Here is a 22,534-nt window from a genome sequence, read left to right as displayed (position 1 = left end):
CTGTGAAGAACCGGTTCAAACTATTGAGCTGGTGAAGGGATTTGAACCCCCGACCGGCTGATTACAAATCAGCTGCTCTACCAGCTGAGCTACACCAGCAATCAATAAAATTTAGATCACAAATATAGGAGTTTTCTGAATATTATGCAATATGCTGATCGAAAAAAATATCTTTTCGTTAAAATTATTTGGAAAAAGTGGCATCGACTATCCGTATTTCGTCGGGATAGGTGATGTCACCGAGCACCGTGGAAACGACAGGTCGTGCGTATAACGAAACATTACTCGACCCTGATCCCACTCCACTTACCTGAAGTGCAAGGTTTAGCAAACTCTCATAACCCTGGTCTTTTATCACTTTAGCGAGATCGATGGTCAGGTCTATCGGCAGATGCTCGGTTTCACCTGTTCCGGGTATACTGACCGGATTTTTAATATTGCCGGTTACGAGCTCTCTGCTGTCAACCACAAGACGAAACGGGAGAGATTTGAGTTGCGCATCGGTTCTTGCATAGCCACCACTTCCTGTATTGGGATTAACCGCAGCAAGATCGAGAGTGAATGTAAGAGGCAGTGATCCTTTAAAGAATGATTCAGTTACTTTTGCAATTTCGAAGACATTCAGATCTGAAAGTGATTTTTTACCGGTCAGTGAAACTCCTGCCACAGAAATGGAAGTAACACCGTGAAGTTTAAATTGCAGTCTGGAAAGATTTACAAAGCTTTGGATAATATTGCAACCTGCAAACACAAGAGTGAATCCGATTACAAGTGTGAGGTATAGTTTTTTGGTATTCATTGAATCTCCACAGTTTAATAAAATTCTTTTATCTGATTTTCAATTTATGAAAATTTTATAATAAATGTACTCCCGAAGGCAGTTGCCCTTAAAACTGCTCTTAAAATAATCTTTAATAATTTCCGCAAATTATTTAAATTCCTAATTGTTATTTTAATTTTGGTAAAACCATTCACTAACCGGAAAAAATTCGGATCGCTCCATGTCTAATCGTATGAAATTATGCGCTGTTTTGGCATTTATTTTCGTGACAAATCTTACTGCGCAGGATAAAAGTGCTCTTCTTACAACCCCAAAATCTGATGTGTTTATGCAGGGATTTTACTGGAACTCTCCTCCGGGGGGAATCTGGTGGGATTCACTTGCAATACTCTCAACAAGACTTGCATCTGCCGGTTTCAGTGCAATCTGGTTGCCATCATCCTCAAAAGGAGCCGGTGGAGGGATGTCGATGGGATACGATCCTTATGACCATTATGATTTTGGAGATTACAATCAGAAGGGGAGCCTCGAGACCCGGTTTGGAAGCAAAGCCGAGCTAAAGAATGCGATAAACGCCTTTCACAGCGTCGGGATGCAGGTTTTTGCAGACGCTGTCGTAAGGCACATGATGGGTGGCGAGCAGAAGATACCTTATGAGTGTCGCCCTTTGAACAATGGTAATTACATTGTTCCCGACTCTGCCTACATGTTGTTTCAGTACCCCTCGGGTCCCGGAAGATTCAGGAAGACTGCAGCATCATTCTACCCCAATTCCCAGAATTGCTGGGTTGATCCTCTCTTTGTGCAGACAGATCCCATCTTTCGTTTTGGTGAATGGCTTGATCACAACAAGCAGAGCGTGAAAGACAGCCTGATAGCATGGGGAAGGTACCTTCGTCAGGAACTCGGTTATGACGGTTTCAGACTGGATGCCGTAAAATCGATAAACCCTGCGTTTATGGCACAATGGTTAAATGGATCAAATCCGGGCGGTTATGCCGTTGCTGAACTTTGGGGCAGCACTTCCGAGATAGGTAACTGGTTGCAGGTCGCCAAGTATCAGAATGGTGCAAATGTTTCGATGTTCGATTTTCCCTTGAGGTATAACCTGAGAGACATGTGTAACACCACAAACGGTGGATTTAACATGAACAACCTTGACGGGGCAGGGCTTATTAATTCCGGTTTTTCCGGTTTTGATGTTTCGACATTTCTCGAGAATCACGATTTTGACAGAAAAGGCTGGGACGGGCAAATCGACACAGGTCATGATCCTGTTATTTACGACAAGGCTCTCGGCTATGCCTATATTCTATTCTCCGAGGGAAGACCCTCCGTGTTTTTCAAAGATTACATTGACTATGGAGTTGGTGGAAAAATTGACACTCTTATCTGGATCAGGCAGAATTTCCTCGGCGGCGGAACCACAAAAAGAGCCGGCTTAAATCCATACTACATACGGCAGGATGGTAACACAAACCAGGGCGAACTCTCCAACGATATCTATGTCGCGAAAAGAAACGGTTATGGAAATCAGCCCGGTGGTTATATCGTGATGAATGACAACCCGACTCAATGGATAGATGTATGGGTTGATACCGACAAACCGGTCGGAACCTGGTACAAGGATTACACAGGCAGAGATGCAAACAAACAGGTTGTTTCCGGAATTGGCGGCAATCCACCTAACAGAATAAAACTTTGGGCACCACCGAGAAGCTATACAATATATGTTCCCGACACAACAAAAAGACTGAACAATCCGCCGGCGCTTCTGCCTGTAGCGGATCAGACTGCCTATACCAATTCATTATTTACCTATCAGGTGAAAGCTTCTGATGCGAATGACACTGCACTGGTTTACAGTCTGCAGGGAAATCCCGGATGGCTGACCGTCAGCAACAAAGGACTTCTGACAGGCACTCCTGTTTTTGCCGACACAGGAAGAACGAATGTTATTGTTACTGTTTCCGACCCGGGAGGAGCCTCTGAGAAAGATACCTTTGCAATTTCAGTTTATAAGAATCTGCCTCCTGCAATAGCTGCGATTCCTGATACAGCAATAAAAGCTACTGTAAGATATGAGTGTCAGCCGACAGCATCAGACCCTGATTCAGACAGTTTGAGATTCTTTTTTGCGCAGGCGCCGAATTTCCTGAATGTAGATCAGATTACAGGAAAAATTGTCGGCACTCCTTCGCTTTCTGATACGGGTTACTACGCAATACAGCTTAAAGTAACTGATGGAAAAGGTGCATATGGCTCGGCAAACTACAACCTTCGGGTAAAAGCCAATCTTGACACTGTTATTGCCACCTATGGCAAACCGGTGATTGACGGAAATATTATCAAAGGAACTTCAGACTGGCGACCGGAGTGGCTTATTGTTGCAGATTCGGATACTGACAGTTACTGGCGACCGGTTGACACTCTAAATAATGAATTGCTCGGCATCTATTCCACCTGGGATGCAGATTCGCTTTACATCGGCATAGACTACAAATTGAACGATACCTACAACACAATGATGGTTTATATCGATGCCGGAATACCGGGCGGAGAGACAAATTTCAACGGACAGCAGGGATATTACGGTGATTATGCCAAAAATTTCAGGTTCCGCCCTGCAGACGCCATCGATTTTTTCATCCCGGCATACAATCAGACTGCTCCCGGGATGTATAAAATTGTCGACAGCACAAGTTCAAACATGACTAACAAGATAAACGGCAGGCGGGGACAAAATGCCTTTGGTGCCGAAGTGGCGGTCGCATGGAACGATCTCTACGGTCTCGGTGTGGGTCTTATCCCTCCGGGTGTGAAGTTGAAAATGGTCGCTCTTATTGCAGGCGGACTCAACTATGGTGCAGGTGATTCAGCACCTGACAATCCAGATGTAAACGGAAACGCCGGACCCGACTCCCTCATAAACCTTGCTTTGGTTGAACCGGACAGGAACAATGACGGAATTCCCGATCCTACGCTCTTTATTTCAGACATAAAGGAAATTCCCGGAGAGACACTTCCGAAAGAATTTTCACTCGCTCAGAATTTCCCGAATCCCTTTAATCCTTCAACGAGGATACAATTTTCACTTCCCGAGAGAAGTGTTGTTCAGCTAAGGATTTATGATGTATTGGGCAGGGAATTAATGACTCTTCTGGATGAGGAGAGAGCTGCGGGAACCTGGGCGGTAAATGCTGATATGTCACAGTTTTCGAGCGGTATATATTTCTATCAACTTGTAACACCAAAATTTTCAGAAGTTCGTAAAATGATGCTCGTCAAGTAAAGGCACCAATAGTGAAAGAAGATAAGGCACCCCTTATGCAGGATAAATCTGCCGATCTTATAAACGATTTCCTTTCCCGGATTTCGCATGAAATTCGTACCCCGGTAAATGCGCTGCAGCAGGCGGCAAAACAACTGGAGCACGATCTCAGTTTCTTTAATAACCGTGATATTTCAAGGCTTACTACCATCATGGTTGAGGACAGCGAAAGACTGGGAAGGACCATCGACCTTCTCGTTAATACCTCACTGGTGAGAACAGGAAACTACAAACCAAAATTTGAGAAATTCGATCTCTTCCACGAAGTGCTCGCCAGGATTGTCTCTGATTACAAACCAAAAGCGGAGGCAAAAGGGCTGCGGTTTATCATCAATTCCACAACCCTCAACTGTGAGGTGAGAGCTGACAGGTATTCTGTCACTCAGATTTTCTCAAATATTATCGACAACGCTATCAACTACACCGAAAAAGGCGTTATTGAAATAGATATCCACAGAAACCCCGACCAGACTCTCTCTGTCTCCATCATCGATACCGGGATAGGTATGAATCCCGAATATCTCAATGAAATCTTCACACCTTTTTCTCAGGAGTCAAACGGCTACTCCCGTAATTTTGACGGGATGGGGCTCGGCCTCCTCTTAGTCAAAGGTTTCTGCGACCTCAACAAAATCGATCTAAACATTCAATCGCAAAAAGAAGCGGGGACGGTGGTGAGCCTCACACTTCAGTCTTCATAATCGGTATGACTTGAAACTGTCTGGGCCCTCCTGTTTGCTCGACTTTGCCGTCGGGGTGGATGTAAACATCTATTTCGGAGCGAACACCGAAATCGCCTTTGAGGTAAATGCCGGGTTCGATTGAGAATGATGTGCCCGGAAGGATGATTCTCATATCTTTTGTCTCGAAGTTATCGTTATGAGGTCCTGTGCCGTGAAGATTGGTAGTTATTGAATGTCCCGTCCTGTGAACAAAATACTCGCCGTAACCGGTATCCACAATCACTTTTCGGGAGGCTGCATCCACTTCCCAGCCGCGGACGGTTTCACCTTTGGCGAATCTCTCTGTAACGAGATTCAGAGCAGCTTCACGGGCATCCTTTACAATTTCGAATACTTTTACATATCGTTCGGGAACTTCGGTACCCACATATCCTGTCCATGTAATATCCGCCCAGACTCCATTGTCTTTCTTTGGTTTTGCCCAAAGGTCGATGAGAACAAAATCATCCTTCTTAATTTTTTCCCATACTTCGGGGGTGGGGGAATAGTGTGGATTGGCACCATTTCCATTTACACCAACAATAACTTCATGATCGGTTTCAAATCCTCTTTTTTCGATCTCGTCCATAATGAGTTTTTGAACTTCATACTCGGTGGTTTCGCCGGTGGTCTCAATTTTTTCTCTAATAAATTTCCAGCACAGTTTTACGATGTCGGTGAGTGCATGTGCGACAGGGATGTTATCATCATACTGCTCTTTTGTCCATACGGCGGTAAATTCGGTGAGGAGGTCGCCGCTCGAGACGATTTCGATGCCAAAAGTTTTCAGGAACTCGTAAGTGCCTGCATCCAGTTTGGAGAGATAGGGAATTGCATTCATTGGTGAATATTCCATGGCAACTTTTTTCACTCCTTTAAGTATCTCTCCGATGATGCAGTTCAGTGATTCATAACTGCTGTAGGGATGCATCCTGCCAGGAAGATGGGCGAGGTTGTGAAGTTCGATTGCCATTGCCACTTTTTGCGGTTCACCCTCTGCCGGGACGAAATAGAAAAATCTTCTTGTAAGATGTGCTTTTGCAGGGATTTCGAGTACACTTAGAGCGAGGTCGTTTGATCCTCTGAAATCGTAAAAGAGCCAGCCGTCGAGGTTGTTTTTCTTGATAAGTTGTTGCAGTTTTTCAATTTTATGTTGATCCATGTTGTATCCCGGTTAATGATCGTTGTTGGTCGTTTTGACTCAAAAGTCAGTTAAAATTAATCAAAATTATATAGACTAAAATAGTTAAATTTAAATTTACTCTTTCCCCCAATTTCAATTACATTTAATATTCGAGGTAATATGAGGAATTTTCTCCTCTTTATGCTGTTTTGTGCATTTTCGACCGTTTATTCACAGACCGCACAGGGTCCCGCAGTTGGATCATACGCAAGCGGTGTGTATGTAAGTACCAATTCTTTTACGAACCAGCCGGTGGTCCGTTCACCCAAATTTGAGACTGTTCGCAACAAGATCAGATACAAAGGTGAGCCTTGGTCGATTGTTACCGATGCAAAACTTCCGGGGGAGAAGGAAATTTACAGGGAAGGGGGAAATCCTGCAGAGGCGGGAGGTGTAGCCCTGCTTAAGAGTTTTGAGGGAAACACCGAGTCGAATTCAATTCCTCCCGATCCGCATGTAGCTGTCGGACCCGATCATATCGTGGGGACAGTTAATTCCGATTTTGGTATTTGGGATAAAAAAGGAAATCTTTTGAAAAGGATCAGTGCCAACACATGGTTCTCTGCATTTTTGGTTGATCCGTTCGATCCGAAAGTGGTCTACGATCATTTTGCTCAGAGGTGGGTTATGGTCTGGCTCGATCAGAGGGATCTGCCACAATCGGGTTCAATTCTTATATCAGTTTCCGACGATTCAAATCCGCTCGGTACATGGAGAAACTGGATTTTACCATCGAATATGAACGGGAATACAACTACAAGCAACTGGGGTGACTATCAGGGAGTGGGATACGATGCGGTGAATTTTTATGTTACCTCAAATCAGTTTAATTTTGGTGGATATTTCGATTATGCAAAGATCAGAGTGATAAAGAAAGATCAGATTTACAATAATCCGACCGATACCTGCAAGTGGTACGATTTCTGGGATGTAAAGTATCCCGGAAGCAGCCAGAGGGTTTTCAACATCCGTCCGGTTATTCACTTCAACAATGCGGACACGGCATATCTCGTCCATGTGCCATATTATTCGTCTAATGCCTATGCTCTGTATAAAATTACATACGATCAGCAGGGTGTTCCCTCACTTACGGGAAGTGCAGTCCCGGTCACAGCATTCAGTGATCCGCCACAGGCATCGCAACCCGGTGGAGCTCTGCTCGAATCGAGTGGTCCCGAGCTGACCAACGAACCTGTGTACAGGGATGGTTTTATCTGGTTGACTCATTCCACGCGCAACCCTTCGAGCGGTGCATTTTCTGCTGTCAGAGTGTGTAAATTGAATCCCTCCACTGCCACACCAGTGGAACAACTGACATTTGGGACGGCGAACACCTGGTATTTTTATCCGGCAATTATGACCGACAAGAGCGGGAATATCGTTTTTACCGTCAGCAGATCCAGCCAGTCGGAGTATGTCAGTGCTTATTATGTCGGAAAACAATCGGGCTCCAATTCCTTTACTCAGGCATACTGTTTGCAGGCGGGCGTGGGACAGTATCAAAAAGACTACGGCAGCGGAAGGAACAGGTGGGGTGATTATCTCGGTATGTCACTTGACCCTTCGGGAGAGACCTTTTGGATGATGAGTGAATATGTTTCTTCCTCAAATTCCTGGAGCAACAGGATAGGGGAAGTGCGTATGATGCCGGTGCCCGGTGCTTCTCTTCTTACCGACAGACCATCGCTCAATTTTGCCACAATGGAGAGAGCGGTTCAGAAGGATACACTTACTGTGCAACTCATCAATCTGGGTGTACAACCATTGGTGATCTCGGGAATTAACAAATCAAATTCCAATTTTACCCTGCTCGGTCCCGCTACATATCCTGCAACAGTTGCCTCATTCGACAGTCTGGAACTAAAAGTGGTCTGTGATCCTCAGGTTGCGGGAATATTAAAAGACACGCTCGTAATTCTTGATAATGACCCCGCTGACAACAGGATTCCACTCGTGGTTGAGTCGTATTATCTGAATCCGGCTGAACAACAAAAGATATTTGTCGTCACCAATTCAACCAACAGCGGAAATACATTCTCGATAAATAAATCGACAGGGGAGGCAACACTTCTTGGTACATCCGGAGCCATTTCGTTTACTGCGATCGCTGCACATCCTAAAACGGGTGTGATTTACGGTTTAATGCCTTCGGGAGCGGGGACAGTTCTCCACAAAATGGATGCAAATTCTGGGAAACTTTATCCGAAAACTACGATTGACCTTTCCGAGGTTTTCAGTTGTGCTTTCGACACCTCCGGGAATCTCTTTCTGCTCTCAAAGCGTAATCTGCTCTACAGGTACGATGAACCCCAAAACAGTGCAATACGGGTCGATTCTGTAAAGACATCGCTCAATGCAATGGCTTTTGATCCTTTCACCAACCAGCTTTTCGCCGCTGTCTACAAGCCATTGGGTTCCGGTAAAGATCAGATTGTAAAGGTAAACATCGGGACGGGTGATACAGTCAAAGTTGGTTTTACCGGTACAAACAAACTCGTGCGCGACATCTTTTTCGATGAAACAGGTAATCTTTTCGGCTTTACAGGAATGCTCTCCGAAACTGCAAACTTGTATGCAATAAGCAAGAACAACGGAACAGGTACACTCGTTGGTTCAACTGGACTTGTGGGGATTGTCTCTTCTGCATATTATCCGGGTGTGATTAATTCCATCGGAAATGACGGACTGAATACCCTGATAACCGATTACAAATTGTATGACAACTATCCCAATCCTTTCAATCCTAACACCATGATTCGCTTCAGCATCCCGTCAGCGGGAACTGTAACCCTGAATATCTATAACATCCTCGGGGAGAAAGTTGCACAACTCGTTAACGGCTACATGGCTCAAGGCGACCACAAAGTTGAATTTGATGCTTCAGGTCTGAACAGCGGCGTCTATTTCTACGAGATGAAATCCGGCGATTTCAGGATGATGAAGAAGATGATCCTTCTCAAGTAGCTACGAACGATGAACTATGATCTATGAGCTGGAATTAATTAGGATTTATGATTTATGATTTATTAGTTATCCTACCTCTGTCAAGTGATATGTGGTTTGAATTCAGTTATGATTTCGGAAAAGGAGCGACAATCGTCCCGATTGTCCTGCAGGGAAATTTCCGGGTCATTGCGAGCACAGCGAAAATTATTCGAATTGATTATGTATTTACAATAATTAATTTTGTATAATACGAAAAAAAAATTATCTTTGTGTAGAGTTTTTTCCTGAACATGACCGACAGTTATAGTTGCCGCTGCACGAGGTATTTCCCCTCCCGTTTCCCCCAAAACTATAGTTCTACTGTTCATCGGTCACGGAGAATTTCGCGAACCTTGGTTTAATCTGTAAATTATTCTATTCCCATCTTCTGCGGGCAAAACACCCATTCCTAACAATTGCAAAAACTGCAACTGTTATTTTTTTATATGAATTTTAATTATTTATCCACAAAAAATCAAAGGAGAGATATGTTTAAACATATTGGCTTTATGCTTTTTATAACGACCTTCCTCGAATTTGACGGGTTGGGGCAACCGTGGAGTTATAATTTTGGAACTGAAGTTTGGAGCATTACCACTGCTGGAACCAATACCACATTCCCCCCGGCACCGCAAACAGGTGGTGGCAGCAGGTACATTCGTATTGGCGCCGCTGCTGGTAGTTTTAATTCACAAGCAACCATTAGCGGGTTTAGCACAGGGTCATGTCTTAGAGGTGTAGCTTCTTCATCAGGGTCTGTAAACAAATTTGCGATTTACGACTATACACCCGGTAAATTTGCAACGCTTAACTTTAGAGTGCGATTTGGTAATTCGAGTGGCAATTCTGAACCTGCAAGTGGCATTTGGTTTTTCTTTTTAGGTGATGGAACTACTTTTAGTAGTACTGCCTCTTTTGACGGAACTCAGACTTTTGTCGGATTGAGATTTACATTTGGCGCAAGTGGTGCGATCACCACAAATACAAGGACTGGTAGCAATTGGGTAACAACCGGTATAACTGGCACCCCATTTGCGCAAGGAAATAACTATTTAGTTGATATAGTTGCCAATAACTCGGCTGTAACAATGGATTACGGTACGGGTACCGTCGCAGCAAATAAATATGATCTATGGGTTAACGGAGTACTTGTCGGAAATGAGTTAGCAAAAGCGGGAATCGGTAATAATGCGAATATGGATTCGTTTATGTTCTACGGTGAGTCAAGTACAGGTAATGTTGCAAATATTTTTCTTGACGATTTTGTGTATTCGAATACAGCCACAAGCATCCTGCCTGTTGAATTGACCTCCTTCACAGCATCCGCGAAGGGATCTACTGTCACCCTGAACTGGGAGACAAAGACCGAAGTTGACAACAACGGATTTGAGGTGGAGAGAAGCACAAACGGTTACTGGGACAAGATCGGATTTGTTGAGGGACACGGTACTGCGAACTCGCCGAAGTACTACAGTTTTGTGGACAATAGTGCAATCGGGAATAAAATTCAGTACAGACTCCGTCAGATTGACAATGACGGTACATTTGAGTACTCGCCTGTGGTGGAAGTGGAACTGAAACCCACAACATTTGCGTTATATCAGAATTATCCAAATCCGTTCAATCCCGCAACCGTTATCCGTTACGCACTACCCGTTGCCGGTTTGGTGACGATCGATGTCTTCAGCTCATTGGGTGAGAAGGTCTCAACTCTACTAAACGGACAGATGGAAGCCGGCTTTCACGAAGTCTCCTTCGATGCTGCAGCCCTTCCGAGCGGCCCATATTTCTACAGGATCAGTGCAGGAGAGTTCATCGCGATCAGAAAATTGCTTTTAATGAAGTGATTTTAGATGGATTCAGTTATGATTTATGAATTGTTAGTTAGCTAATCTCTGAGGGGTGGTCTGTTAATAAAAAAAAGCTCATGCTATTATCTACAAACTGTAGCTGTATTCTGTTAAGATTTCGGAAAAGGAGCGACAATTGTCCCGATTGTGCTGCAGGGAAATTTTCTAATTCTATGGGTTTTTTTTATTTTCATGGGGTTAAAACCCCATGCTATTGATTTAACTTTCATACGATAGAAAAATCAATTTCCAAATCAACACACCCGGGCGTGTGACATGTTCGTAGAAAAAAAGGTCTGCAATACTCCATTGCCCTTGTGGCGACATATGGGTAGAAAATCAATATCCCTTGTTTGTATAAAGATTGCCAAATTTTATACGAAATAAATTCGACTTCTATTAAATAAATTTTGTATACTACTAAAAAAATGGGTATTTTTACCAAGAGCTTTTTCCCAAACACGACCGACAGTTATAGTTGCCGCTGCACGAGGTATTTACCCTCCCATTTCCCCCAAAACTATAGTTCTACTGTTCATCGGTCACGGAGAATTTCGCGAACCTTGGTTTTAACCTGCAAATTATTCTTTTTCCTTCTTTCTTCAGGCATAAACACCATTTCTTAACATTTGCTTAAAACAGCCGATGTTACCTTTTCATGTAAATTTTAAATATTTATCCACAAATAAACAATGGAGAGATATGTTTAGACATATTACTTTACTTCTTTTTATAACATCTTTGCTCGCTTTTGAGGGGTGGACAGCTACATATTATTCACAGGGAAGTGTAGCTCCCAACACACTCGCAAACTGGAAATCGACACGAGATGGTTTAGGCAGCCCAACAACTCCCGGTAATTTCACTAGCGGTGATGTTTTTGTGATTCAGAACGGTCATAATATGACGACATCCAATACCTGGACGATCTCCGGAACTAATAGCAAACTTTGGATCGAAGATGGGGGGACGCTGACTATAGGTCACACGGTGACACTTGCTGCTGCCACAACTTTTCAGATGGATAATGGAAGTAACTGTGTTGTTAATATAGCGGTTAATCTTGGTTCCACTTTATTTCAAGGAACAGAGAGTTTCTCTTCCGGTAGTACAATAGAGTTAAAGGCTAACCCTTCCGGAACTTCAGCACCTGGTGGGAGTGGTTATGGCAATCTCATTATCAATGTTGGAAGTGCAGCCGCTAGTTTTGGATGGGGTGGTAACCTAACTGCTGTCCAAGGAAATCTTACAGTGAAAGCCACGGGTGGTGGATCTTTTAGACATGCTCTTGTAGCTTCAGCAGGTAACAAGTCTGTGACTGTAGGAGGTAATCTGGCCGTGGAGGGTGGCTTATTTTATTTTTCGAGTGGCTCTTCAACAGTGGATATGGCAGTAACCGGAAATGTACTCCTCTCGGGAGGAACTCTGGATCTTGCAAATTCTACGGGTGCTGGCACCCTAAATATAGGTGGTAATTTGACTATTAGTGGCGGAACATTGTTGGCGAATTCAACCGTGAGTACTATTAATTTTAATGGTGCCTCGTCACAGTTTACATTTTCTTCTGGCACATTAACCAATACTCGAATTAATTGGGCTGTTAACACTTCGAAATCATTAACATTAAACAACAATTTACCTATTGCAACTAGTCGTACCTTGACAGTGAATGGGACGCTTGATTGTGGTACAGATACCGTAACCGGTGCAGGAGCCTTTTCTTTAGCATCTGGAGCTACCCTTAAAATAGGTTCACCTGATGGTATATCTAATGTTCCTTCCACGGGAAATATTCAAGTTACAGGAACCAGAACTTACAATTTTGGTGGGATTTATGAGTATAGTGGGGTTAGTGCTCAGGTAACTGGCCCATCATTGCCGACGAACATTTCAGGTACATTAAAGATTAACAATTCATCCGGTGTGACTTTAAGCCAATCAACTACGGCAACAACGGTTGATATGACCTTGGGAAATTTGGACCTTGGGTCAAACAATCTTACACTAACCAGTCTCAGCATTACTTCACCCTCGGCTACCAAGATGATAATAGCTAGTGGTGGAGGCGAATTACGGAAAGTATTTACCGCTCCCGACATTTTTACTTTCCCTGTGGGAGATAACTCAGGCACAGTTGAATATTCTCCAGTAACTTTACTTATAAATTCGGGAACATTTTCATCCGCTTATGTCGGTGTGAAAGTTAAGAACACCTCTCATCCGGAAAAAGGACCCGGTACACTTTTCTTAAACAGATACTGGACTCTGACTCCCTCCGGCATAACTTCGCCAAATTATGATGTGGAATTCTATTATGTTGACGCTGATGTTTCTGAACCTGCTAATGAGGCGAACTTAAAACTTGGAAAGTTTTCTGCCGGAACCGGTTGGAGTCAACCTGCCAGCACTGTCAATACAACATCAAACTTTTTAACTGCATCAGGTCTGACCTCTTTCTCTGATTTTACAGGTGGAGAGCCTACCGCCCTTCCCGTCGAACTTACCTCTTTCACAGCTTCTGCTAAAGGTTCGACTGTCACCCTTAACTGGGAGACGAAGACCGAAGTTGACAACAACGGTTTTGAGGTTGAACGGAATGTCTCAGGAAACTGGGACAAGATAGGATTTGTTGAGGGACACGGAACTGCGAACTCTCCGAAGTATTACAGTTTTGTGGACAATGGTGCGATCGGGAATAAAATTCAGTACAGACTGAAACAGATCGACAATGATGGTACATTTGAGTACTCACCTGAAGTGGAAGTGGAACTTAATCCCACAACATTTGCGTTGTATCAGAACTATCCCAATCCATTTAATCCATCGACGATAATCCGTTTCTCGATGCCGGTAAATGGAAATGTAGTTCTGAATGTTTTCAACACGCTAGGGGAAAAAGTGGCTTCACTTCTTAACGGACAAATGGAAGCCGGTTACCATGAAGTGTCGTTCGACGCTAAGAATCTCCCCAGCGGACTTTATTTCTACGAGATAAAGGCTGGAGATTTCAGTTCGATAAAAAAAATGATTTTAATAAAGTGATTTTAATAAATGCTAAAAGGACAGATTTGAAACAAAATCAATATTACAACTGGGATGTCAAGAGCGGTGATTACATCGCCGACAATTCAGAATACGATAAACTTTATCTGAAAAACAGAAAAAGAGAGAAACTGGTACGCAAACTCACATGGTTGGGTGTTGCCTCGGTATCGCTTCTGGTTTTCATCAAGATATTGTCGTACGCCGCCTGGAACTGACAACTCCTGAAAAAAGATTGAACCCGCACTTCGAAAGATTTGCGGGCTTTTTTAGACAGGATAGACAGGATTGGAACAGGATAGACAGGATTGGAACACGATGGGCACGATAAAACAAGATGGACAGGATACGGCACCCGAATTTTGAGGTAAACCCCCAAGTTTTGTGGGAGACTGTCCAGAGTTTTGTGTAAATGAGTAGAACCAACTGATTGCGCACCCTGTGCGCAATCACAGATATTTTTCAAATCTCTCTCCAAAGATAATACAGAGTTGAGAGATAATTGTTTTCCAGTCTCTAAGTATCATAGTCCACTTTTTCGACATGTCACGATAGGCAAGATACAACATTTTCAGTAAAGCATCATCGTTAGGGAAAATGGTACTCGATTTAGTAACCTTCCTGAATTACCTGTGCAGAGCCTCCACAGCATTGGTAGTGTAGATAACCTTCCGGATTTCCTGAGGAAACTCGAACATCACTGAAAGAGAGTCCCAGTTCGCCCTCCAGGACTTAAGAGTCTGAGAGTACTTCTGTCCCCATTTTTGTTCAAGCTCACCGAGAGCAGCCTGAGCAGACTTTTCATTGACGGCATTGTAAATTGATTTAAGATCTTTAAGGAACTCTTTTCTAAACTTCTCCGGAATGAACCTTGTGGAGTACCTGATCTGATGGATAATACACCTTTGCACCCTGCATTCCGGGTAGACAATATTGATGGCATCAACCAGCCCTTTGAGCCCGTCCACTGAGGCGACAAAGATATCCTCGACACCCCTTGTCTTGATCTCATTGAATACTGAGAGCCAGTAGGAGGCTGATTCAGAATCACCGATCCAAATCCCGAGAAGTTCCTTATTTCCTTCAGGATTGACTCCCAGAGCCGTATAAGCGGCTTTTGTGAGGACTTTACCGTCTTCCTTGACCTTGTAGTGGATTGCATCGAAGAAGACAAAGACATAGGCTTTTTGCAGGGGTCTGGTTTGCCAGGTCTTAGCCGATTCGACAACTTTGTCGGTAACGGTTGAGATAAAAGAAGGTGAGACATCGAGCCCGTAAATTTCCTCCAGGTGGGATTGGATATCCCTGACGGTCATCCCCTTGGCGTACATCGAGATGATCTTGTCTTCTATCGGACCGACGGTTGTCTGGTACTTTTTGACAACGACTGGATCAAACAATCCATTCCTGTCCCTAGGAACTTCGATCTCGATCTTGCCCTGATCATTCTTGACTGTCTTCCTGGATTTCCCGTTGCGGGAGTTACCTGAGTTATCACCATCGGGGGAGTGCTTTTCGTAGCCGAGGTGATCTGAGAGTTCGGCATCGAGCATTGATTCGAGGGCATGCTTCATGAGGTTCTTGATGGCACCGTTCTTCCCCATGAGATCCTCATATGTTTTAGCACCGGCGAGGTCTTTTTGCAGTTGGTCAATAGCTTCTTTTGTGAGCTTCATAAATTCTCCGAAATTAATTGATAAAATGGATAAAAAAGGGGAAAGGAAAACAGGGTACTTTTTCGCCCCCATTTCCACCCCCTCGGGGGTGGAACTGGGCTCCTTCCCAAACTATACATTTCTACCAATTACACAAAACTACTGACACTCCCTTTTGTGGGCATTATCTTGTCCATCGTGAAATATCTAGTCTATCGTGAAATATGTAGTCTATCGTGTTCCCATCTTGTCCATCATGTAAATATCTTGTCTATCGTGTTCCCATCTTGTCCATCGTGTTCCCATCTTGTCCATCATGTAAATATCTTGTCCATCGTGAAATATCTTGTCCATCGTGAAATATCTTGTGTATCCTGTTCCCATCTTGTCCATCGTGAAATATCTTGTCTATCTTGTTCCCGTCTTGTTCCCGTCTTGTGTATTATTGTCACATTTGTTATTTTCAGGGATAATCTACTATCATTTGGTAAAATATGACTATTGATCAAATTACTTACAAGGTTATCGGGTGTGCCCTTAGTGTACACAAAACGCTCGGCAGTGGATTTCGGGAGATAATCTATCAGCGTGCTTTGGCGATTGAATTAAAGAATGCCGGTATATCATTCATCCGTGAATTTACCATGCCAATTCATTACAAAGGTGAGGTGATTGGTGAGCGAAGGGTTGATTTCTTCGTTGAGGATGCAGTAATGGTTGAATTGAAAGCTACATCAGTTACCGAACCTGTCCACCTGGCTCAGGCAATTAATTATCTGGAAGCATACAATGCAAAAGATGGACTGATTATAAATTTCGGTACCCCAAAAATGGAATACCACCGTCTCTTTAATAAAAATCATTTGTGACTAAGGCTGGGAACACGATGGACACGATATTACAGGATAGACAGGATTGGAACACGATGGACACGATATTACAGGATAGACAGGATTGGAACACGATGGGCACGATAAAACAGGATAGACTGGATAAAACAGGATAGACAAGATACCGCTTCTGTGTTTTGGGGTTGTCCCCATAATTTTGGTGAGCTCCATTCTGTGAGATTTTAGGGAGACTGTCCAGAGTTTTGAGTTAAACCGACAATTCCCGGGGGCACTGTCCTGTCCATCGTGTAATATCTTGTCCATCGTGTTCCCATCGTGTTCCCATCCAGGTCACAATAATTTAATTTTAAGATATCGAAAATATCACTTGCAATAAGTCCGGAATTTTATATATTTGAATAACGCCTTTTCCCAATTGCGTTGAAAAACACAACACTACACAAATGAGGTCCCAAAACAGGACCCTCTCACACAATTTTCCTGCTTAGAAACTTTCTTTTTAGCTCATAAACCGGCAATATTCTTCAGAATCTGATTTGTCATCTTCCATTCTTTTTTGGATGCGATTTTGATGTCTCTTATTCAATCACTGGTTTGGTTAGGTTTTTTCAAGAACAAGCAAAAGGAAAATCATGTTTAACAAGTTCTTTTCTTCATTAATTATTTTAACGGCGCTCCTCGTCTTTGACGGATGGGGGCAAAGTGCGACAGTTACTCTTCGTCCATCTTTTGTGGATTTAAGCTCCCCCACATCATATAGTGCGGTATTAATGACGCTCTCGAGTTATTCCTCTAATGATGCGAAATATCGATTGTTTAGTACAAATCAATATAACTGCTGGAATGGTACGACATTTGTCTCTTCAAGTACATATTCTGCTGGACCTTCTGTTCCCGGTACACCAAGTAGTAGTTCAACATTCTGGATAATTTACCAAAGAGGAAACAACACTACTACCTCTGCTTCATATAGAGACAGATTGGGACCAAGTTATAGTACAAACTACCAAACCGTTGTATTACCTGCAGCTACTTCAATCTCATCACCATTTACACTTTCTGGGAATGTAAGTACCATCGGGGGATATACATTAACAAATCGATATGTTGTGTTAGGCTATAGTGCCATCTCCGGGGGTACTCTTTTATCCGCAACATCAACAGAGCTAACTTCGGGTAACTTCAGTCTTGTATGTGATGGCACTTCAAATGTTAAGAGAATTGAGATTAGAGATTTAAATAATACATTGATGAACACAATACTATCACCAGTGGCTGGTTGGACGGCAAATTCTTCTGTGAATGAACCAACTTCAGCCGCAACAGGACTTTCTATCTCACCCTTTAGTAGTATCTCCATGACATTAAATTGGACTAATGGAAACGGAGAGAAAAGACTTGTAGTGATGAAATCCGGATCAGCTGTTAATGGAGATCCTGTTGATGGAAGTGCTTATACAGCAAATTCAATTTTTGGATCAGGAGGTACTACTTCAGCAAATAATTTTGTTGTTTTTAATGGAACCGGGAATTCTGTTGAAGTAACCGGTTTAACGGCTGGAACTACTTATCATGTTGCGATCTATGAATATAATAGTGCGTCTTTGGATTATTTGACATCATCAAAATTAGTGGGAAATGAGACAACGGTGGGTTCTGGTCCGGATCCTAATGTTTCATTCACAGGTACGGACCCGGGTTCGGCACAAATCGTGGTTGGAACAACCAAAAATATTATTTACAGGACTCAACTCTCGGTTACAGGGGCAGATGTGACAATGACAGATGCCGGGTTTACAACATCAGGAAATTACACAGCTTCTGATATTCAAAGCGGGGGATTCAAGCTTTATTATTCTACAGATGCCACTTTGGATATTGGTGATATCGAGCTCGGAAGCATCTCCTCTCTGAGTGATGGTACAGCCGGAGATTTATTGCTTTTTACAGGTTTCTCTCGCGACTTTGCTGTTGGCTCCGCTTACTTGTTTTTAACAGCAGATGTTGATGCTGCAGCGACAACCTTAAGAACAATCAGTACTGATACTCCTGGAGCAGCAGATTTCACTTTTAGTGTCACAGTGACAAATTCTGGATCAAGTTTTACAGCTGGAAGCACTCATACATTTTACAAGAGCCCTCCCACACTGACTGCTGATAATTCTTCAAACACTGTTGATAATAATATTGATATTGCTTTCTCTGCAAATGCAGCATGGACAGCAGCAATCACCGCAGTAAAAATTGGTGGGACAGGTTTGACTGTAACGACCGATTATGAAGTGATAAATGGCATGATCACATTAAAGCCATCGGGAGGCAATTCACTTCTAACCACCGAGGGCAGCAAATTAGTGACTGTTGAAGCCACAGGTTATACAACAGCATCTGTCACTCAGCAGATAAATGCTGGTGCTCCAACAAGCAATTCGACCGCAACAATATCTGCAGCACTGGGATTGAACACAACCAGAACCGTAACCGTTACGGCGAAGGACCAATATAATAACCTGGTATCCGGATATACATTCAAGTACGATGCAACAATAACAGATGCAACTGCGACAACAGATGAAAGTTATACCATCGACGGGACTGCAAGAACTGTCACTGTAACTGACATCAATTTAACTACGGTTACAGACATCAGTGGAGTTGCAACTTTCACTATAGCACTACCTTCAATCGTTGATGCAAATGATGGAATAAGTGTACAAGTGCAACTTGATAATGGAACAACAAATGTTGGCACAGCATTTAGTTACATCAAACAACCTGTCCAGGTAATGATTTCTCATCTTTCTGTAGATTATGGTGCTGCTTCCGATGAATTTATAGTACTTTTCAACAATACGAACTCCGATTTCGACCTGAATGGATATGAATTACAGTATTTCGCTGCATCGGGTGGGACGGGTCTAAATATCCCTTTCGCTACTTCCACGATCATTCCCTCAAGAAAATACTATCTTTTGGCATCCAATGCTACTGTAACTGTTGGGAGTGTGGCTGTAACCAGGGATAAAAGTTTTACAAGTGGAATGGGAACTTCCGGACAGTTGCAACTGAGGCAGGCATCCACCCCATCAAATATTTTATATGCTGTCGCTTGGGGAACAATCACTTCTTATGTTGCCGGAATGACAGATGCAGCCACATGGTCAGGGGATGGAATGATTAGTCTGACTCCATCGGGAACTACATATGTAAGAAATGATTACAATACTTCCAACACACAATATTCTCATACTTTGGCGGCTAATATTGCATTCATCCCAAACAGTAGTGATGCCCCCCTCCCCGTGGAACTCACCTCCTTCACTGCAAAATCTTCCGGCACCACCGTCACTCTTAATTGGGAGACGAAGACTGAGGTTGACAATAACGGGTTTGAGGTTGAGAGAAGTACTAACGGCAACTGGCAGAAGATCGGTTTTGTGGAGGGACACGGAACGGCTAATTCACCGAAGTATTACAGTTTCGTTGATAATGGTGCGATCGGGAACAGGGTTCAGTACAGATTGAAACAGATTGACAATGATGGCACCACCGAGTACTCATCTGTTGTTGAAGTGGAGTTGAATCCGACTAATTTTGCTCTGTATCAGAATTATCCGAATCCATTTAATCCATCAACAATGATTCGTTTTTCGATGCCTGTAAGTGGAACTGTTGCTTTGAATGTATTCAATACTCTCGGTGAAAAGGTGGCTACACTTTTTAACGGACAGATGGAAGCAGGTTACCACGAAGTGTCGTTTGATGCAAAGAATCTCCCCAGCGGGCTTTATTTCTATGAGATAAAGACAGGAGATTTCAGTTCAATTAAAAAAATGATTTTAATGAAATAAGGAGGAGTTTATATTATGATGAGTGAAAATTCGTATTACAAATGGAATGTGCAAAAAGGCGACTATATCAGAAAAAACGGCGATTATGACAAGCTGTACCATCGCGGGTTGAAGCGGGACAGGATTGTTCGTGCTCTCTCGTGGTTCGGTGCAGCGTCAGTTTCTTTGCTTGTTTTTATGAAAATTCTGGCATACGCTGCCTTAAAATAGATTGTTTTTAACCTCACATCTACTGCCCCCTCTGACAAAAACGGAGGGGGTTTGTATTTTCTGTCAGGACAAAGGTTCAATTGAATTATTTGCCAATTCACAAAGTCATTGTTTGTTAAATAATTATTATCGTTCTAATTGACTTGTTAGTAAGGCAGGTTAATCGTAAGTTTGAAGGACTTAATTTTGGGTTTTATGCCGAAGATAAATAAACGATTTCCGGCAAGGGACCCGGTTATTTATAAAAAAATGGACATAAAATGTTAAAAAAGATTTTTCCTTTGTTTTTGTTGTTTTCGGGTTTGGTGTTCGGTCAGACCTTGAATGTAACCATCCAGCCAAAATTTATTGAGGGTATAAACGGTACAAACGCTGCCAGAATGCCTTTTGCATATTTTGCGACTCTATCAGGACTTACCCCAAATGCCACCTACAGATATTTCAATCAGTTTGTCATTTCAACCGATCTGCCAACGGCGAATGGAGCAGGTAATGTGATTTTTGTAAGATCCGACAGTGATTTTGTAAGAACTTCGGGACCTTCATTAGCCACTTATGGCAACTATGGTACATTCACAACCGATGCTACCGGCAACTACACCGGCTGGTTTGTAAACGAACCTACAGGAAATGCAACCCGTTTTATCCCGGGTAATTATGTGTTCCTGCGAATCAATATAAATGATGGTGCGAACGGAACAACTGTTGTCACAAGACTGACATCAACGGATTCGACACAGGTAATAAAATTTGATACTGCTCCAACAAATGCAGGTTCCGGACTCTGGAGCAGATCTACAGCTCCTGCGAAAAGTTTTGTTGTGCTCTATGACAACGAAGCCGGAACAGGAAGACCCCTTGCCGCCACTTTTGTTGAAAATGACGGTACGGCAAACACAACCGCCAATTCATACGCACCCTTTTACAGCGACAGCGTAAATGCAATCACCGGATCATGGGGCGTGATTATACCCAATACCAATCCGTTGGGAGTAAGAAGAATTGAAGCCAGAATGATGGACGGAACAGCCTATCCCAATGCTGCAACCGATGCAGATGGTGTTTGGGGAAGTGTAAACACCGTAAATCCAACTGCCGGGCTTACTGCGATGATGATTCCCTCGGAACTCGCACCACTTCCGGTTGAACTGACTTCATTTTCTGCCACCACTTCAGGAAGCAAGGTTATCCTTTCATGGTCGACTGCAACGGAAGTGAACAATCGTGCATTTGAAGTGGAGAGAAAAGATAACGGAGCCTGGAGAACAATAGGAAGTGTAGCAGGAAACGGTACCACAACTGCTCCAAAATCGTATTCCTTCGCAGATGAAAACCCAGTTTCGGGTAAAATTGCTTACAGATTGAAACAGATTGATTTTGACGGCACTTCCTCGTACTCACAGTCGGTTGAAGTGGATATGACTCCTGTAGAATTTAATCTTTCACAGAATTATCCAAATCCATTCAATCCATCAACTGTGATATGTTTTTCATTGCCTTCTTCTTCAAATGTTTCGTTAAGAGTGTATAACACTCTTGGTGAAAAAGTTGCTGAACTTGTAAACGGTGTGATGCCTGCGGGTAACCATTCGGTTGAGTTTAATGCTGCAAAGTTGAACAGCGGACTTTATATATATGAGATTAAAGCCGGTGATTTTACTTCGAGCCGGAAGATGTTGTTGTTGAAATAGGTACCGCCCGTACCGCCCCCTTGATCCCCCTCCTTATAAAGGTGGGGGAAAAGACTGACCGGAGTTGGGTGCCGGGAAATTTAACAGAACACGGATAAAACGGATTTTCCGGATTATCCGTGTTCTGTTTTAAAAAAGAGCTTTTGCGGTTCGACAATCGAGGACGATTGTCGCTCCTTTTCCAAAAATAAAGGTTTTAACGACTCAAATTTTAAACCTCGAACCTCAAAAAGTCTCAAACTCATAACTCATAACTGTTATGTTAAAAAGCAATAGGAGCACCCAAGTTTTCTTCATTTTCTGCACAAATTTCGTTTATATATTCGCTTTGTCCTCTTAGTTACCGAAAGGGTGGACATAGAATCTCCATGAGGGTGTCAAG

14 protein-coding genes, 1 tRNA gene and 1 pseudogene are annotated in these 22,534 nt (G+C 43.0%); 10 read left to right on the top strand and 6 right to left on the bottom strand.

Features of this window, described 5'->3' with window-relative positions:
- Nucleotides 1-26: 26 nt before the first annotated feature.
- Nucleotides 27-99, bottom strand: a tRNA-Thr gene (locus LCH52_02700).
- Nucleotides 100-184: 85 nt separating this feature from the next.
- Entirely contained in the window at nucleotides 185-799 is a 615-nt protein-coding gene (locus tag LCH52_02695) for a hypothetical protein (GenBank protein ID MCA0387384.1), read from the bottom strand.
- A gap of 202 nt (nucleotides 800-1,001) precedes the next feature.
- Between LCH52_02695 and LCH52_02690 the strand changes: the two genes are divergently transcribed.
- On the top strand, nucleotides 1,002-4,073 hold the full coding sequence (locus LCH52_02690; protein MCA0387383.1) for a putative Ig domain-containing protein: 3,072 nt from the start codon (nucleotides 1,002-1,004) through the stop codon (nucleotides 4,071-4,073).
- A gap of 11 nt (nucleotides 4,074-4,084) precedes the next feature.
- Nucleotides 4,085-4,813 carry a HAMP domain-containing histidine kinase gene (locus LCH52_02685; protein ID MCA0387382.1) on the top strand — a complete coding sequence of 243 codons (729 nt, stop codon included), beginning with the start codon at nucleotides 4,085-4,087 and terminating at the stop codon, nucleotides 4,811-4,813.
- Here the strand turns inward: LCH52_02685 and LCH52_02680 are convergent.
- A complete protein-coding gene (locus LCH52_02680) occupies nucleotides 4,794-5,996 on the bottom strand; it encodes a M24 family metallopeptidase (protein MCA0387381.1) in 1,203 nt (400 codons plus the stop codon). The genes LCH52_02685 and LCH52_02680 overlap by 20 nt on opposite strands.
- A 141-nt stretch (nucleotides 5,997-6,137) precedes the next feature.
- Here LCH52_02680 and LCH52_02675 point away from each other — a divergent pair, with 141 nt between their 5' ends.
- The 4 genes from LCH52_02675 to LCH52_02660 all read left to right on the top strand — a co-directional run bounded on the left by LCH52_02675 (nucleotide 6,138) and on the right by LCH52_02660 (nucleotide 14,112).
- Complete coding sequence (locus LCH52_02675) at nucleotides 6,138-8,981, top strand: T9SS type A sorting domain-containing protein (GenBank protein MCA0387380.1); 2,844 nt, start codon at nucleotides 6,138-6,140, stop codon at nucleotides 8,979-8,981.
- 509 nt (nucleotides 8,982-9,490) lie between these two features.
- Nucleotides 9,491-10,849 (top strand): T9SS type A sorting domain-containing protein, encoded by a 1,359-nt coding sequence (locus tag LCH52_02670; GenBank protein MCA0387379.1) that lies wholly within the window; start codon nucleotides 9,491-9,493, stop codon nucleotides 10,847-10,849.
- 705 nt (nucleotides 10,850-11,554) lie between these two features.
- The gene (locus LCH52_02665) at nucleotides 11,555-13,894 is read left to right on the top strand and encodes a T9SS type A sorting domain-containing protein (GenBank protein ID MCA0387378.1); all 2,340 of its coding nucleotides are present in this window, start codon (nucleotides 11,555-11,557) and stop codon (nucleotides 13,892-13,894) included.
- A 26-nt stretch (nucleotides 13,895-13,920) separates the two neighbouring features.
- Nucleotides 13,921-14,112, top strand: coding sequence for a hypothetical protein (locus LCH52_02660; GenBank protein ID MCA0387377.1), 192 nt, complete (start codon nucleotides 13,921-13,923; stop codon nucleotides 14,110-14,112).
- A gap of 231 nt (nucleotides 14,113-14,343) precedes the next feature.
- On the opposite strand, the pseudogene LCH52_02655 reads toward LCH52_02660, so the two are convergent.
- Together LCH52_02655 and LCH52_02650 are read right to left on the bottom strand one after the other, a co-directional pair.
- Nucleotides 14,344-15,570, bottom strand: a pseudogene (locus LCH52_02655) (IS256 family transposase).
- Nucleotides 15,571-15,780: 210 nt separating this feature from the next.
- A complete protein-coding gene (locus LCH52_02650) occupies nucleotides 15,781-15,942 on the bottom strand; it encodes a hypothetical protein (GenBank protein ID MCA0387376.1) in 162 nt (53 codons plus the stop codon).
- A 101-nt stretch (nucleotides 15,943-16,043) separates the two neighbouring features.
- On the opposite strand from LCH52_02650, the gene LCH52_02645 reads away from it, so the two are divergent.
- Nucleotides 16,044-16,418, top strand: coding sequence for a GxxExxY protein (locus tag LCH52_02645; protein ID MCA0387375.1), 375 nt, complete (start codon nucleotides 16,044-16,046; stop codon nucleotides 16,416-16,418).
- Here the strand turns inward: LCH52_02645 and LCH52_02640 are convergent, their stop codons facing one another.
- Nucleotides 16,419-16,703 (bottom strand): hypothetical protein, encoded by a 285-nt coding sequence (locus LCH52_02640; GenBank protein ID MCA0387374.1) that lies wholly within the window; start codon nucleotides 16,701-16,703, stop codon nucleotides 16,419-16,421.
- A 329-nt stretch (nucleotides 16,704-17,032) separates the two neighbouring features.
- On the opposite strand from LCH52_02640, the gene LCH52_02635 reads away from it, so the two are divergent.
- The 3 genes from LCH52_02635 (at nucleotide 17,033) to LCH52_02625 (ending at nucleotide 22,152) form a co-directional block, all read left to right on the top strand.
- Nucleotides 17,033-20,251: a T9SS type A sorting domain-containing protein gene (locus LCH52_02635; protein ID MCA0387373.1), complete on the top strand. Its 3,219-nt coding sequence runs from the start codon at nucleotides 17,033-17,035 to the stop codon at nucleotides 20,249-20,251.
- Nucleotides 20,252-20,266: 15 nt separating this feature from the next.
- The gene (locus LCH52_02630; GenBank protein MCA0387372.1) at nucleotides 20,267-20,461 is read left to right on the top strand and encodes a hypothetical protein; all 195 of its coding nucleotides are present in this window, start codon (nucleotides 20,267-20,269) and stop codon (nucleotides 20,459-20,461) included.
- Nucleotides 20,462-20,721: 260 nt separating this feature from the next.
- Nucleotides 20,722-22,152, top strand: coding sequence for a T9SS type A sorting domain-containing protein (locus LCH52_02625; protein ID MCA0387371.1), 1,431 nt, complete (start codon nucleotides 20,722-20,724; stop codon nucleotides 22,150-22,152).
- Nucleotides 22,153-22,534 lie beyond the last annotated feature (382 nt).

Source organism: Bacteroidota bacterium (assembly GCA_020161395.1).
Classification (GTDB): Bacteria; Bacteroidota; Ignavibacteria; order Ignavibacteriales; family Ignavibacteriaceae; genus UTCHB3.
Note: the sequence above shows the minus strand (reverse complement) of the source record. Positions and strands in the feature narration are given on the sequence as shown.

Coding starts and splice junctions, on each gene's coding strand:
- LCH52_02630 (MCA0387372.1), top strand. CDS start 20,267: ATGATGAGTGAAAATTCGTATTACAAATGGAATGTGCAAAAAGGCGAC.
- LCH52_02680 (MCA0387381.1), bottom strand. CDS start 5,996: ATGGATCAACATAAAATTGAAAAACTGCAACAACTTATCAAGAAAAAC.
- LCH52_02675 (MCA0387380.1), top strand. CDS start 6,138: ATGAGGAATTTTCTCCTCTTTATGCTGTTTTGTGCATTTTCGACCGTT.
- LCH52_02645 (MCA0387375.1), top strand. CDS start 16,044: ATGACTATTGATCAAATTACTTACAAGGTTATCGGGTGTGCCCTTAGT.
- LCH52_02690 (MCA0387383.1), top strand. CDS start 1,002: ATGTCTAATCGTATGAAATTATGCGCTGTTTTGGCATTTATTTTCGTG.
- LCH52_02650 (MCA0387376.1), bottom strand. CDS start 15,942: ATGGACAAGATGGGAACAGGATACACAAGATATTTCACGATGGACAAG.
- LCH52_02695 (MCA0387384.1), bottom strand. CDS start 799: ATGAATACCAAAAAACTATACCTCACACTTGTAATCGGATTCACTCTT.
- LCH52_02640 (MCA0387374.1), bottom strand. CDS start 16,703: ATGGACAAGATATTACACGATGGACAGGACAGTGCCCCCGGGAATTGT.
- LCH52_02635 (MCA0387373.1), top strand. CDS start 17,033: ATGTTTAACAAGTTCTTTTCTTCATTAATTATTTTAACGGCGCTCCTC.
- LCH52_02670 (MCA0387379.1), top strand. CDS start 9,491: ATGTTTAAACATATTGGCTTTATGCTTTTTATAACGACCTTCCTCGAA.
- LCH52_02665 (MCA0387378.1), top strand. CDS start 11,555: ATGTTTAGACATATTACTTTACTTCTTTTTATAACATCTTTGCTCGCT.
- LCH52_02625 (MCA0387371.1), top strand. CDS start 20,722: ATGTTAAAAAAGATTTTTCCTTTGTTTTTGTTGTTTTCGGGTTTGGTG.